The organism is Allobosea sp. (assembly GCF_036675845.1).
Taxonomy (GTDB): domain Bacteria; phylum Pseudomonadota; class Alphaproteobacteria; order Rhizobiales; family Beijerinckiaceae; genus Allobosea.
In genome coordinates, this window is the sequence record NZ_JAKFED010000020.1 from 14,401 (window position 1) to 27,539 (window position 13,139).

Genomic DNA, 13,139 nt, shown 5'->3' on the forward strand with positions numbered 1-13,139 from the left:
GCCGCCGTCTTTGCGCGGGCGCAACGAGCGGGCGGGCCTGCCGCCTAGTCTGGCGGTTCGGGGGAGATCGATGCCGAACACCGCGACGCCGAACGCCGCAAGGTCTGGACCGCAGCCATTGCCACCATGGCTGACGCGCGCCATGGCGCCGCTGCCGCTTGCGCCGCTGCAGCCGCTGCTGGCCCTGACGCTCGCGCGTATCGGCGGCCTCCATCCCGATCTCCATGGCCGCCTGGGCGAGCACGCCGACAAGCGCTTCGGCATCGACCCGACCGATCTGCCCTTCGCTTTCGTGCTGGAGCCGAGGCCGCTGCGGCCGCAGGCCCGTGCCGTCCGGCAACTTCCGGCCGGACTCGACGCCTGCATCCGCGGCCCGCTTTCCGGCTTGATCGGCATGGCGGAAGGGACGCTCGATGGCGACGCGCTGTTCTTCTCGCGGGCGCTTTCGGTCGAGGGCGACATCGAGGCGACGCTGGCGCTGCGCAACGCCCTCGACGATGCGCGCATCGATTTCGGCGCCATCCTGCTCGGCTGCCTCGGTCCGCTCGGCACGCGGGCCGCCGAGCTCCTGCGCCAGCGGTCACGGCCCGCGCCCGCTGCAACCGGAGGCACGCCTTGGAACTGATCTGCCCTGCCGGGACGCCGGCGAGCCTCGAGGCCGCCGTCGAGGCGGGAGCGGACGCAGTCTATTGCGGCTTCCGCGACGAGACCAATGCCCGCAATTTCCCCGGCCTGAACTTCTCGCGCGACGAGTTGCGCCGCGGCATCGCCTTCGCGCACCGCCATGGCGTCAAGGTGCTGGTGGCGATCAACACCTTCGCCCGGGCCGGCGCCTTTTCGCTCTGGCAGGCGGCGATCGACGATGCCGTCGCCGCCGGGGCCGATGCGCTGATCCTGGCCGATCTCGCCACGCTCGCCTATGCCGCGCGCCGCCATCCCGGCCAGCGCCTGCATGTCTCGGTACAGGCGGGGGCTGCCAACCCCGATGCGATCCGCTTCTATGCCGAGAGCTTTGGGGCGCGGCGCGTCGTGCTGCCGCGTGTGCTCGGGGTGATGGAGATCGCCTCGATCGTCAAGGAGACCTCCTGCGAGACGGAGGTCTTCGTCTTCGGCGGCCTGTGCGTGATGGAGGAGGGGCGCTGCTCGCTCTCCTCCTATGCCACCGGGAAGTCGCCGAACATGCACGGCGTCTGCTCGCCGGCGGGCGACGTCGCCTATGCGGAACGGGATGGCCGCATCGTCTCGACGCTGGGCGGCTTCACCATCAACAGCTTCGGGAAGGACGAGCCTGCCGGCTACCCGACCCTGTGCAAGGGCCGTTTCGCCACGCCGAAGAGCACTGGCTACATCTTCGAGGAGCCGGTCAGCCTCGATGCCGGCATCCTGCTGCCGGCCCTGCGCGATGCCGGCGTGACGGCGCTCAAGATCGAGGGACGCCAGCGCGGCCGCGCCTATATCGCCGGGGTGGTGCGCTCCTTCCGCGACATTCTCGGCGCGCTCGATGCGGGCCACAGCGCACCGATGACAGGGCTCGCCGCCATGTCGGAAGGCCAGGCCAACACGGTCGGCGCCTATCGCAAGGGCTGGCGCTAGAGCCGGATCCGATCAGGTTGGATCAACCTGATCGGTGAATCCGGCTCTGAACTATGGATAGAGCCGCCCTCCGCGGATCAAGGAAACTGTCGATGCAACTCACTCTCGGTCCCGTGCTCTATCATTGGTCTGCGGAGCGCTGGCGCGATTTCTATTATCGCATCGCCGACGAGGCGCCGGTCGAGACTGTGGTTGTCGGCGAGGTCGTCTGCTCCAAGCGGTCGCCGTTCAAGCAGGACCATCTGCCGGGCGTGATCGAACGGCTGGAGGCGGCGGGCAAGCGGGTCCTGCCGGCCTCGCTGATCCTGGTCTCGCTGCCGCGCGAGCGCCGCCAGAGCCGCGAGCTGATGCAGGCCGAGGAGATGACGGTCGAGGTCAATGACCTGACCTGCCTGGCCTCGCTGGCGGGGAGGCCCTTCGCCGTCGGTCCCTTCGTCAATGTCTACAACGAGGCCGCCGCCGCCTTCCTGGCCGCGCGCGGGGCGAGCCGCATCTGCCTGCCGCCGGAGCTGCCATTGCCGGCCGTCGCGACGATCGCCGGCGCGCTGCCGGCCGTCGCGATCGAGGTCTTCGCCTTCGGCAAGGTGCCGCTGGCGATCTCGGCGCGCTGCTATCACGCGCGCGCCCACAAGCTGACCAAGGATAATTGCCGCTTCGTCTGCGAGCTGGATCCCGACGGCATGCCGGTGAAGACGCTCGACGGTGCTAACTTTCTCTCGGTGAACGGGGTGCAGACGCTCTCGCATGGCTGCGCCAGCCTGCTGCGCGACATTCCCGCCCTGCGCGAGGCAGGCGTCGCTTCGCTGCGGTTCTCGCCGCAGGCTTGCGACATGGTCGCGGTCGCGCGGCTGTTCCGCGCTGTCGCCGATGGCCTGCTCGGCCCGGAGGAGGGCGAGCGGCGGCTGGGCGAACTCTATCCCGATGTGCCGCTGGCCAACGGCTTCCTGCACGCCGTCCCGGGGCACCTTCATGTCGGAGCGGGCGTCTGAGCCGCCATTGCGGGCGGAAAAAGGAGGCGGGCATGAGCAACGAGCAGGGCGGGGCATCGCGCCTTGGCTTCGAGCCGAGCAGCCGGGCCACGCCGACGAGCGAGTTGATCGACCGCCTGCGCCGGGTGCTGCGGCCGGAGGAACTCGACTGCGCCTGCCGCGAGACGCTCGACGGCGCGCTCGACCGGTTCGACCAGCTCGAACGCCGGCGCGAGGCGCGCCGGCAGCTCGCCACGGCGCGCGACCATAAGGAGCGGGTCGCGGCCCTCCTCGGCTTTCTCTCCGATCTCGACTCGCTGACCGAGGTTGAAAGCGACCGCAGCGTCTTCGAGGAGATGGCGCTGCTCTTCGCGGAGATCGGGCGCAGTGCGCAGGCGGGAGCAGCAGCGCTGCGCGAGCTTTAGACCGCGCTTGATGCTCCCGCCCGAGCAGTTCGACGCACGACGAATTTCGCTTTCACGCGCGATACCGGCGGCCGGCTCCCCGCTTGGCGCAGACCCGGCCCATTCCGCCGCCTCTTTGCGCTTTCGCAAAGTCGCGTGCGCTGCCGCGGTTAATGTTGCGGTGCAGCGAGGGACTGACGTGCCCGCTGCGCTGAAGGAGAAAACAGATGTTCAAGATGATTCTGGCCGGTGCACTGATGACCCTGGCCGCTGCCGGCGCGAATGCGGCGGAGGTCGAAGTCAAGATGCTCAACAAGGGCGCCGCCGGGGCTATGGTGTTCGAGCCGGCGCTGGTGAAGATCGCGGCCGGCGACACGGTGAAGTTCATCCCGACCGACAAGAGCCACAATGCCGAAAGCGTCCCCGAGATGATGCCGGCCGGCGCCGCGCCCTTCATCGGCAAGATGAACGAGCAGGTCGAAATCGCCTTCAAGGAGCCGGGCGTCTACGGGATCAAATGCAAGCCGCATTACGGCATGGGCATGGTGGCCCTCGTCGTCGTCGGCGAGCCGGCCAATCTCGATGCCGCAGCAACCGCCAAGCACCCGGGCAAGGCCAAGCAGGTCTTCGCCGACCTGGTCGCCAAGGCGAAGTGATCCGGCAGCGCCAAGGCTTTTCGGGGCCAAGGCATTCTTTCCGGCACTATGCCACGAAGCAAGGGCGCGGCCGCCGGACCGCGCCCGATCCCGTCAGGAGAACCAGCATGGCCCCCATCCCGCGGCTGCGGTCCTATGAAGGGCCGGCTCTGCTTTCCTACGGTTTCCGGCCGTTCTTCCTGCTCGCGGCCCTGCAGGCCGGGCTGACGATCCTGGTCTGGCTGCCTTTCGTCACCGGCCATCTCACCGTTCCGACGGCGTTCGCTCCGGTCGACTGGCATATCCACGAGATGCTCTTCGGCTATCAGGCCGCGGCGATCGGCGGCTTCCTGCTCACCGCGATCCCGAACTGGACGGGCCGGCTGCCGGTCCAGGGAACGCCGCTGCTCGTTCTCGTGCTCTCCTGGCTCGCAGGGCGGGTCGCGGTTTCAGCCTCGGCCTGGATCGGCTGGCGCCTCGCCATGGCCGTCGACGCGCTCTTCCTGCTCCTGCTCGCCGCCGCCGCCGCGCGCGAGATCATGGTCGGCCGCAACTGGCGCAATCTCAAGGTCGTGGTCCTGGTCTGCCTGCTGCTCGCCGCCAATCTCGCCTTCCATCTCGAGGCCGGGTTGACGGGCAGCGCCGATATCGCGCGCCGCCTCGCCATCGCCGTCGTGCTCATGCTGGTCATGCTGATCGCCGGGCGCATCGTGCCGAGCTTCACGCGCAACTGGCTGGCGCCGCGCGGCGAGGGCCGCATGCCCGTCCCCTTCGGCTTCCATGACAAGCTCGTCCTGGCGGCGAGCGCGGCTGCCCTGGCCCTCTGGGTCGCGCTGCCGGACGGCCCTGCGAGCGGTATCGCGCTCGGGCTCGCAGCCCTGCTCAATCTCGTGAGGCTGGCGCGCTGGGCCGGCGACCGGTGCTGGCGCAATCCCCTGCTGATCGTCCTGCATGTCGGTTACGTCTTCGTGCCGCTCGGTTTCGCGCTGACGGCTGCGGCGAGCTTCGGCCTCGTCGGGCCCGGCGCCGGGCTTCACGCCTGGACGGCGGGCGCCTTCGGCACCATGACGCTCGCGGTGATGTCCCGCGCCAGTCTCGGCCATACCGGCCGCCCGCTCGTCGCGACGGCTGCGACCCAGGCCTGCTATGTGCTGGTCGTCATCGGCACGATCGCGCGGATCTGTTCGGCGCTCGGCCATGGCCCGGCCGCGCTGCTCCATATTGCGGCCTTGAGCTGGTCGCTGGCCTTCCTGGTCTTCGCGCTGGCCTATTGGCGGGTGCTGACCGGCGCCCGCCTCGGCCCGAAAGCGGCCTCCGTCGCGCTGCAGGCCTGATCCCGGCCGCGAGCTGTAAGAGACCGTTTGAGAATGGAATTCCTCATCCTGAGGAGCTGCGCAGCAGCGTCTCGAAGGATGCTCCAGTGATCTCCGGAGCCTCCTGAAACATCCTTCGAGACGCCATTCCTGCCGGAATGGCTCCTCAGGATGAGGGCTGTGTGAAATCTCAAACGGTCTCTAAGCCCCCTCGGGGCTCCTACTCGGCGTTCTCGGCCAGCCGGCTCAGGGCCGCCGCATCGCACACCACCAGTTTCTGGCGCCCGCCCTCGACCAGCCCCCGTGTCTCCCAGGCGCTGAGAATGCGCGAGACCGTGTGCAGCGTCGTCCCGGTCATCTCGGCGATGTCGCGGCGCGAGATCGGGAAGTCGACGCGCATGCCGGCTTCGACGCGCTTGCCGGCCTGCTCGACCAGCCGCAGCACCGCATGGGCGACACGCCGCTCGACCTCCTCGGTCGACATCTCGCGGATCCGGGTGTGGGCCTCGTCCAGGCGCTGGCCGATGGTGCGGATCGCGCTCATCGCCAGTTGCGGGTTGTTCTCGACAAAGCCGTCCCAGGATTCGGTCGGCCAGCTCGCGACGAGGCTGTCGACCGCCGCGGTCGCCGTGCCGGGATAGTCGCTGCGGCCGAGCGCGCGCGTGAAGCCGAACAGGTCGCCGGGGTGGACGACGCGCACGATGATCTGCTGGCCGTCGCGGGTCACCTGCGTCACCTTCAGCCGGCCGTGCAGCAGTAGATAGAAGGCTTTCGCCGGGTCGCCCTGCTCGAACACCGCTTCGCCCTGGGGAATCCGGCGCGCACTTGCCTGCGCCGTCATGCGGTCGAGCTGCTCGTCGCTCATCGCCGCGAACAGCGGGATGCTGCGCAGCACGCTGCGGTCCATTCCCACGTTATCGTCTTTCCTTTTGGCGGGCCGGATGCGCCGCCCGCGAGGAAACGTCCAGACCCGGCGGTGGCGCCGGATATGAGCGCAGCCGTCGGCAGCATTCAAGCCCGCGCGTTACCCGGCGAGAGCGATCCGCAATCCAGCCAGGGCAGACAGCAGAACGGCGTAGGTAACGAGCGCGCCGGCGAGCATGGTGCTCTCCCGCTGCAGACGCATGAAGCCGATTACGAGGAGCGCCGCCTTGATCCCGCTCAATGCGGCGATGGCGAAGCCGCGTGGCAGCGGCGAAAGCAGCGTGCTGGCCAGGAGCCCGAGCCCGGTTGCCAGGAGCAGCGCGCCGAGGACGAGCGGCAGCGGGATGTCGCGGGATGAGTGCATCTCAACCCAGATAGATGACCGGCAGGATCAGGAGCCAGACCAGGTCGACCGCGTGCCAGATCGTGGCGACCGTTGCGACCCGGAGCGCCGTCGGCCGCCAGGCGACGGCGAGGAGGATCGCGGCGACGAAGAGCACATGCGCGAGATGGAAGCCGGTGATCAGGAAATAGAGCTCGACCAGGCGGCTCTCCATCGCCGCCAGGGTCGGGATCTCGTGGCTGTAGGCGACGAGCTTCAGGGCGACGAAGGCAAGGCCGCCAGATCCGGCGGCGGCGAGATTCCAGCGTGGCTGCCGCCCGAATGCGGCGCGCGCGGCGAAGAAGCCGCTGCCGAGCAGCGTCGCGGTGGCGACGCCGGCGAGCGGCAGATCGAGCTGTGCGTGCAGCCGCGCCAACGCGGGCGGGTCGAGCAGGCCGAGGATCATGAAGGCGCCGAGCAGGGCGCCGAAGACGACAAGCTCACTCCAGACCAGGATCCAGAGCAGGAGCTCCATGCCGCCTTCGGCCACTGGCCGGCTTGCAGCGAGGCTGGCGGTCGGCGTCGGTGCGTTCATGCCGGCAGCAGCCGGCGCAGGCCCGCCAGCAACCGCGTCTGCCAGCCTTGCTCCTTCACCAGGCGGAAGCCGAGATTGTCGGGCGGAGTGCCGGCCGAGCAGCCGCCGCTCTTCGGGTTGCGGATGAAGGAGGTCATCATCGCGCGATGCTGGCCTTCAACGACATAGATGCCGCAGTTCGTGGTCGTGCTGACTGTATCGCCCGCGGCGTCGAGCGTGACGCGGCGCAGGCAGCTCTGCGTCCACTCCCAGACATTGCCGGCCATGTCGTGAATGCCGTGCTCATTGGCGCCGAAGCTGCCGACCGGGCGCGGAGCCGGGCTGCTCGCCGATTTGCGGGCGGCTTCGCGCTCATAGTTGGCGAGCCAGCGCCGGGCCGGATTGGCTTCATCGGGATCGTGACCCTTGGCATCGTCGATGAAGCGCGAGCCGGCCGCATGCGCCCATTCCCGGTCGGTGGGCAGGCGCCAGCTCATGCCGGTCTGCCGCGAGAGCCAGGCCGCATAGTCGGTGGCGTCGCCATGGCTGACGCCGGTCGCCGGCAGGTCGCCGCGCGCCGCGCGGCTGTCGAGGCGCTTGCAGGCGCCGGCCGCGACGCAGAGGGCATAATCGGCGACGGTGACCTGATAGCGCATGATGACGAGCGGCTTGCCGATGCGGACCGAGACGAGCGGAGCGTCCACTGGCCGGCCGGCGCGGTTGTATTCGCCGTCGAGCCGGTGCTTCAGCGTCGTGGGCGCGACGGTCGCCGTCTGCGGCAGCGGCAGATGGGGCGCGACGGGCCGGGGCTGGGCAGCGAGCAGCAGCGCCGCGGCGCCGGCCATCAGCATCAGTCCGGCCGAGGTCGTGAGGGCGGGCAGCGCCATGCGCAGGGTCGTGCCCATCGTGGCCTCCTGTTGTCGGAAAAGGGCCTCCCCGCGCGGGGGCGCGGGGAGGCGGCGCCGGTCAGATGCCGGCTGGAGCGTAGATCTGCTTCATCAGGTCGTTGTTCCACTCGCCTTCGACCTTGAAATGTCCGGCGGCGCCGAGCTCGAAGGCCTCGATCAGGTTGTGGTTGACGTAGGCGTAGATGCCCGGCTGCAGGAAGGTGTAGAGCGCAGCGCCGGCGCAGCCTCCGGGGATGAACCAGGTTTCGAGGTCGCGCTCGGGCGGATTGCGGAACTTGCCCGTGGCCCAGACATAGTCGCCATGGCCGCCGATCAGATGCGGGCGGGTGTCGCGATTGGCCTGCGAATGGACGATCAGGACCGTCTCGCCGACCTTCGAGGTCATGGCGTTCTTGCCGGTGAGCCCGCCGACCCTGCCGTTGAAGACGACATGGGTCGGGGTCAGGGTCCGCATCGCCTTGACGACGTCCTCATGCGCCTCGCCGGCACTGGCATAGCGCTTGAAGTTGCCGTTCTCGTCGCGCGGGATATAGAAGTCCTGCTCGCCGACATAGTAGACCTTGTCGTATTTCAGCGCCTTGCCCTGATGGTCCTTCAGCCCGTCGCGCGGCAGCACCATGATGGCGCCGTTCATGCCGGCGGTGACGTGCCAGGGCACCATGCCCTCGGGGGCGCAGTGGTAGACGAAGACGCCCGGCCGCGTCGCCTTCCAGCGCAGCACGACCTTCTCGCCCGGGCCGACCTCGGTCAGCGCTCCGCCGCCGAGCGCCCCCGTCGCCGAATGGAAGTCGATGTTGTGCATCAACTCGTTGGTATCGGCGTTGATCAGGGTCAACTCGACATAGTCGCCCTCGTGCACGACCATCAGAGGGCCGGGCACCGTGCCGTTGAAGGTGAAGGCGAAGGTCTCGGTGCCGGCGTCGTCGATGACGATCTTCTTCTCGCGGATCGTCATCTCGAACTCGACGAGTCTCGGACCGCTGGTGGCGATCTGCTCGTGAGCGTGGACGAACGGCGGATCGACCAGCTTCGGCTTGACGCGCGGCAGCTTCGAGACGTCGGCGGCGGTAGCCTTGGTCATCACGCCCTGCGCCTGCGCCGGCGCAGAGGTCGCGGCCTGGACGATTGCCCCGGTGGCCGCTGCTCCCGCCAGAATGCTGCGGCGGGTCAGTTTGAGCTCTTCGCCCATGGCTTGTCTCCTTGCCAGCGACCGGAGATCGACCGGTCAGGAAGACTTTAGGGCAAGGGCGAATTCGATCTTTGTTGCAGCACAACATTTCCAGCGATCTTGCCGCGTGACATGATGATGACCGGGCTTACTCTGCGGCGATCATCGCCGGCTCCCAGGCCGGCTCGTAGCTGAGCGTCACCGTCACGGCCGTGACTCCGTTGACCGAGCCCGCCGCCGCCGCGACGGCTTCCTTCAGGAAACCGGCCAGCGGGCAGCCGCGCGTGGTCGTCGTCATGGTGACCGCGACCGCGCCCTCGGGCGTCGCCGCGATGGCATAGATCAGGCCGAGATCGACGACGCTTTTGCCCATCTCCGGGTCGAGCACGTCGCGCAGGGCGATCTCGACCAGCCGCTCCAGCGCGGCGCTCATCCGTGCGCCCTCCCGCCGCCATGGCGGACCAGCAGGCGATAGGTCGCGCCCGACTCGTCGAAATTGCCCGCCCATTCATGCTCGCGCTTCGCCAACTCCGGGAACAGGAAGATCGGCTCGCGCGCCAGCAATGCGAACAGCACGTCGCCCGGCTGCAAGGCTTCCAGCGCCTCCAGGATGCGCACCATCGGCTCCGGCGGCTCGAGGTCGCAGAGATCGAGCTCCTGCACCGGGGGCCCCCAGAACACGGCCGACGGGCTGCTGCCGAGGGCGAGCCCTTCGGCGTCGTCGGTCACGGCGACCGGCGAGAAGGTAACTTCCCAGTCGCCGTTGCCGACTGCGCGGTCGCTTGCCGCGAAGCCGCGATTGGCCATGACGGAAAACAGCGGCACCGGCCTGAACGGCGCGATCAGGCGCAGCGACTGGCCGGGCGCCAGTGCGCTGACGGCGTCCATGATTGCCTGGAACGGCTCCTCGCCGGCCTTCAGCGCCGGCCTGACGTCAAGCTCCCGGGGTTGCAGCGGTTCGGTTGTCGGCATGGGGCATTCTCCTTTCGTCGGCACGCGCGAGAAGCAGCCGCGGGCGCTCATGCACCGGCGGCCGATGCTCGGCCTTGATTTCGGACAAGTGGCGCACGCGGGCGAGCTCGCAGGCGATCCCGGCGGTGCCGATCAGGCAGGGCAGCATGGCCAATCTGAAGCCGTCGGCCAGGCCGGCGGTCAGCGCGGCGGCGCCGATCGCGACGCCGGCGTAATAGAGCGCGAACCACCAGCCGGTGCGGGGCATGGCGACGAGGTCGCCGACCCGCGGCGCCGGCCCGCGCCCGAGCCGCGACGCATAGGTTTCGAGCCAGGTCATGAAGGAGACGATCTTGACGAGCTGCGCCAGCGTCAGGCCGCCGAGCCAGCCGAAGGCGAGCAGGAAGGTCAGGGCCGCGATTCCGCTATCCCAGGCTCCGGCCGCGACGACGATCGGCAGCAGTGGCAGCCCGATGCCGAGCGCGGCAAAGGCCGGAATGCTGGCCAGCATGTTGATTTCGAGCGCCTTGCGCCGGCGCGAGCGATAGAGGGTGAGGATGTCCCGGCCGTAGAAGGCGCTCGCGGCAGCAAGAGCGCCGAGGGGCAGAATGGTGAAGCCGGTGCCGATCCCGATGCCGGCGGCCGGGGCGAGGAGGCCGGCGACCGCAAGGCCCAGCCCAAGACCGCCGAAGACCAGTACCAGGCGGACCCGCCCGGCCGGCAGCTCCGGCGCCATCATGAACATCACCAGCAGCCGGTAGCTGACGCCGAAGGCGATCAGGCCGAGCCAGCCGCCGAAGCCCAGCAAGGCATGGAAGGGCAGTCCGTCCGGCAGGAGCGCGACCGAGCCCAGCCACTCGCCGTGCCCGGAGAGGATGCTGGCGAATGCCGCGCCGCTCAGCGCCGTCACGGCGAGGCAGGCGAGGCCGGTGAGGACGAAGCCCGCAAACAGCGTCACCGGCCGGGCGCTCAGCAGCGTCGCGACGAGCATGAAGCCGAGCAGGAGGAAGCCAAAGAGGAGGCCGAGCCCCGCCAGCGGCATCAGCGCGAACGGCCAGTCGGTCCAGCCGGCCAGGGCAGCGAAGCCGGCGCAGAGCAGGGCGAGCCCGGCGATGATCGTCAGCAGCGCCGGCAGGGCGAGCTGCGGCAAGGCGAGGGGGCGCGAGACGAGGACGGGCACGAACTGCAGGAGCGCCCCCGCCATGGCGAGGCTGAGCCAGCCGATCGCCGTGACGTGGACGACGATCAGCGTCGCGGGCTCGGCGAGCCCGGCGCCCGGATAGCCGATGCCGGCGAGCATGAGGAGCTCGGCCGCGAGCAGGCTGGCGAGCGCTGCCGCGAAGTAGCTCATCGTCCAGCGCGAAAGCGACGCCATCGGCATGGTCGCAAGGTCTCCCCGAGCGGACGGCGACCTCAGTGGCCGCAGGTACAGGCAGCGCCCTCGTCATGTCCGCCGCAATCGGCGCCGTCGCCGCGGCCGATCTCGACCTGCCAGATCTCCGGTCCCTGCACGATGTAGGTCCAGGAATAGGCGCCGGGATAGCGCACCTCGATCTGGCGCCGCAGCGGTGCGGGGTCGTGATCGTTGACGATGCTGAAGGCCTCGCCGGGCGCCAGGCGTTCGAGGATGCCGAAGATCGTCGCATGGCGGACGACCGGCGGGATCGCGCGGACGTCCAGGGGTTCGAGAGGCAAGGCGGTCATGTCATCCGGCTCCGGTTGCGGCCCTTCCAGATGCGGGCCGCCCGGGAGCCTAGCGGGCTCCAGCCTGCGGCAATTTGTCGAATCTCAAACAACGCGCCTGCCGGAGGCTTCACTGTTCGAGGAACAGGATGGCGGCGATGGCGAGCGACATTAGCACCGCCGCGGCGACGCCGCCCTTCTGCAGCACGCCCATGCGAAAGAGCATCACGGCCATCACGATGATGGCGGGCGTGGCGACGGCGAGTCCCATCTGGGCGTCGGTCATGGCGATTTCCCTCAGGCGGCGAGCGCGCGGTAGATCGCCGGCAGTGCTTGCGGCAGGCGCTCGAGCTTCGAGACCACGGCATGGCCGTTGCGGCCGAAAAGGTGCGGGATATAGGCGCGCGACTCGCGGTCGACCGTCACGGCGAAGACGCAGATGCCGGCGCGCCGCGCCTCGATCACCGCCATGCGCGTGTCCTCCATGGCGAAGCGGCCTTCGTAATGGTCGATGTCGTTGGGCTTGCCGTCCGTCAGCACGAGCAGGAGCTTCCTGCGGTCGGGCCGGGTCTTGAGCCCGGCGGCGGCATGGCGGATCGCCGTGCCGATGCGGGTGTACCAGCCGGGCTTCAGCCCGGCGATGCGCGCCTCGACCGCCGGCCCCATCGGCTCGTCGAAGCGCTTCACCGTCTCGATCCGTACCCAGTCGCGCCGGCGCGAGGTGAAGGTCAGGATCTCATGGCGGTCGCCGCAGGCGGCCAGCCCATGCGCGAAGACGGTGAGCGCCTGCTTCTCGACATCCAGCACCCGCAGCTCGTCGAACCAGGAATCGGTCGAGAGCGAGACGTCCATCAGCGTCGTCACCGCAAGGTCGTGCGCCTGCGGCCGGCTGGCCCGGTGGATGCGCTCGCTGCCTGGGCCTCCGGCTGCCAGATCGGCCTGGCGCCGCACCACCGCGTCGAGATCGAGGTCGGAGCCGTCGATCTGGCCGCGCTGCGGCTCGCGCAAGGGGCGCAGCGCCTCGAACTGGCGGCGGACCTGGCGCACCAGCGCGCGTGTCGCCGCGTCCTGCGCCGGCGGCTCGCGTTCCTGCCCGGCCGCGGCGGCCAGCACCCGGCAATAATCCTCGCGATAGCAGGCGCTGCGGAAATCCCACTCCGGATAGGTCAGCGTGCCGGTGAGCGCCGCCTCGTCCATCGCTTCCGGCGGCAGGTCGAGATCGAAGCGGAAGCGCGAGGCCGGGCGGCCCTTGCGCTCGCTCAGCACCATCTCGTCGAGCTCGTCGGCCGCCTCCGGATCATGCTCCTCGCTGTCGTCGGAGGGGCGGTCGACCGCGACCATCTCAGACATCGCGAGAATCTTCTCGAAGCGGTTCAGGATGAACGGGCTGCGCTCGCTCCAGGCCTCGGCGGTCTCGTCGCGGCTGGCGGCGTAGGCCTTGGCTTGTTCCTCGGCGCGCGAGGTGGCCGGTGGCGGCTGGTCCTCGTCCCGGCGGCGCGTCCGGGCGAGCTGGGCGCCGCTTGCCAGCGGCCAGAGCGGCACGTCGAGCGCCGGCAGATAGCCGGGCGGTGTCCTGGCAGGCCAGTCCTCGGCCGCAATCGCGATGTCTTCGCCGCGCAGCAATGCGCCGATCAGCGCCTCGACCCGGGCCTCCGTCGCCGGCAGAGCGGCGCGCTGGCGCGCCGCCAGCGTCGCT

17 protein-coding genes are annotated in these 13,139 nt (G+C 69.5%); 6 read left to right on the forward strand and 11 right to left on the reverse strand.

The features are described 5' to 3' along the window. The first annotated feature begins 70 nt into the window (after positions 1-70). The 6 genes from ubiT (at position 71) to V6M56_RS01190 (ending at position 4,934) form a co-directional block, all read left to right on the forward strand. Positions 71-625 (forward strand): ubiquinone anaerobic biosynthesis accessory factor UbiT, encoded by a 555-nt coding sequence (gene ubiT, locus V6M56_RS01165; RefSeq protein ID WP_332680736.1) that lies wholly within the window; start codon positions 71-73, stop codon positions 623-625. Then, positions 616-1,593, forward strand: a complete 978-nt coding sequence (ubiU, locus tag V6M56_RS01170; RefSeq protein WP_332680737.1) for a ubiquinone anaerobic biosynthesis protein UbiU — start codon at positions 616-618, stop codon at positions 1,591-1,593. Before ubiT ends, ubiU begins: the two co-directional genes overlap by 10 nt. A 92-nt stretch (positions 1,594-1,685) precedes the next feature. Continuing rightward, complete coding sequence (gene ubiV, locus V6M56_RS01175; RefSeq protein ID WP_332680738.1) at positions 1,686-2,582, forward strand: ubiquinone anaerobic biosynthesis protein UbiV; 897 nt, start codon at positions 1,686-1,688, stop codon at positions 2,580-2,582. A gap of 32 nt (positions 2,583-2,614) precedes the next feature. Continuing rightward, on the forward strand, positions 2,615-2,986 hold the full coding sequence (locus tag V6M56_RS01180; RefSeq protein WP_332680739.1) for a hypothetical protein: 372 nt from the start codon (positions 2,615-2,617) through the stop codon (positions 2,984-2,986). Between the two features lie 206 nt (positions 2,987-3,192). Then, on the forward strand, positions 3,193-3,621 hold the full coding sequence (locus V6M56_RS01185) for a pseudoazurin (protein WP_332680740.1): 429 nt from the start codon (positions 3,193-3,195) through the stop codon (positions 3,619-3,621). A gap of 107 nt (positions 3,622-3,728) precedes the next feature. Continuing rightward, positions 3,729-4,934: an NnrS family protein gene (locus V6M56_RS01190; protein ID WP_332680741.1), complete on the forward strand. Its 1,206-nt coding sequence runs from the start codon at positions 3,729-3,731 to the stop codon at positions 4,932-4,934. A gap of 199 nt (positions 4,935-5,133) precedes the next feature. On the opposite strand, the gene V6M56_RS01195 is transcribed toward V6M56_RS01190, so the two are convergent. The 11 genes from V6M56_RS01195 to V6M56_RS01245 all read right to left on the reverse strand — a co-directional run. After that, a complete protein-coding gene (locus V6M56_RS01195) occupies positions 5,134-5,826 on the reverse strand; it encodes a Crp/Fnr family transcriptional regulator (RefSeq protein ID WP_332680742.1) in 693 nt (230 codons plus the stop codon). Positions 5,827-5,937: 111 nt separating this feature from the next. Continuing rightward, positions 5,938-6,201 carry a hypothetical protein gene (locus tag V6M56_RS01200; RefSeq protein ID WP_332680743.1) on the reverse strand — a complete coding sequence of 88 codons (264 nt, stop codon included), beginning with the start codon at positions 6,199-6,201 and terminating at the stop codon, positions 5,938-5,940. 1 nt (position 6,202) lies between these two features. Continuing rightward, positions 6,203-6,694: a cytochrome c oxidase subunit 3 family protein gene (locus tag V6M56_RS01205; protein ID WP_442881050.1), complete on the reverse strand. Its 492-nt coding sequence runs from the start codon at positions 6,692-6,694 to the stop codon at positions 6,203-6,205. Between the two features lie 56 nt (positions 6,695-6,750). Then, positions 6,751-7,638, reverse strand: a complete 888-nt coding sequence (locus V6M56_RS01210) for an SUMF1/EgtB/PvdO family nonheme iron enzyme (protein WP_332680745.1) — start codon at positions 7,636-7,638, stop codon at positions 6,751-6,753. Positions 7,639-7,699: 61 nt separating this feature from the next. Beyond that, the gene (nirK, locus tag V6M56_RS01215; RefSeq protein WP_332680746.1) at positions 7,700-8,830 is read right to left on the reverse strand and encodes a copper-containing nitrite reductase; all 1,131 of its coding nucleotides are present in this window, start codon (positions 8,828-8,830) and stop codon (positions 7,700-7,702) included. Positions 8,831-8,957: 127 nt separating this feature from the next. After that, complete coding sequence (locus tag V6M56_RS01220) at positions 8,958-9,242, reverse strand: metal-sulfur cluster assembly factor (RefSeq protein WP_332680747.1); 285 nt, start codon at positions 9,240-9,242, stop codon at positions 8,958-8,960. Next, positions 9,239-9,781, reverse strand: a complete 543-nt coding sequence (locus V6M56_RS01225) for a DUF2249 domain-containing protein (RefSeq protein ID WP_332680748.1) — start codon at positions 9,779-9,781, stop codon at positions 9,239-9,241. Before V6M56_RS01225 ends, V6M56_RS01220 begins: the two co-directional genes overlap by 4 nt. Then, entirely contained in the window at positions 9,744-11,141 is a 1,398-nt protein-coding gene (locus tag V6M56_RS01230) for a hypothetical protein (protein WP_332680749.1), read from the reverse strand. The genes V6M56_RS01225 and V6M56_RS01230 overlap by 38 nt, the downstream gene beginning before the upstream one ends. 32 nt (positions 11,142-11,173) lie before the next feature. Continuing rightward, a complete protein-coding gene (locus tag V6M56_RS01235; protein WP_332680750.1) occupies positions 11,174-11,464 on the reverse strand; it encodes a DUF2249 domain-containing protein in 291 nt (96 codons plus the stop codon). A 109-nt stretch (positions 11,465-11,573) separates the two neighbouring features. Then, positions 11,574-11,729: a hypothetical protein gene (locus V6M56_RS01240; RefSeq protein ID WP_332680751.1), complete on the reverse strand. Its 156-nt coding sequence runs from the start codon at positions 11,727-11,729 to the stop codon at positions 11,574-11,576. Positions 11,730-11,740: 11 nt separating this feature from the next. Next, on the reverse strand, positions 11,741-13,139 hold a 1,399-nt coding region (locus V6M56_RS01245; RefSeq protein WP_332680752.1), incomplete at its 5' end, for a nitric oxide reductase activation protein NorD.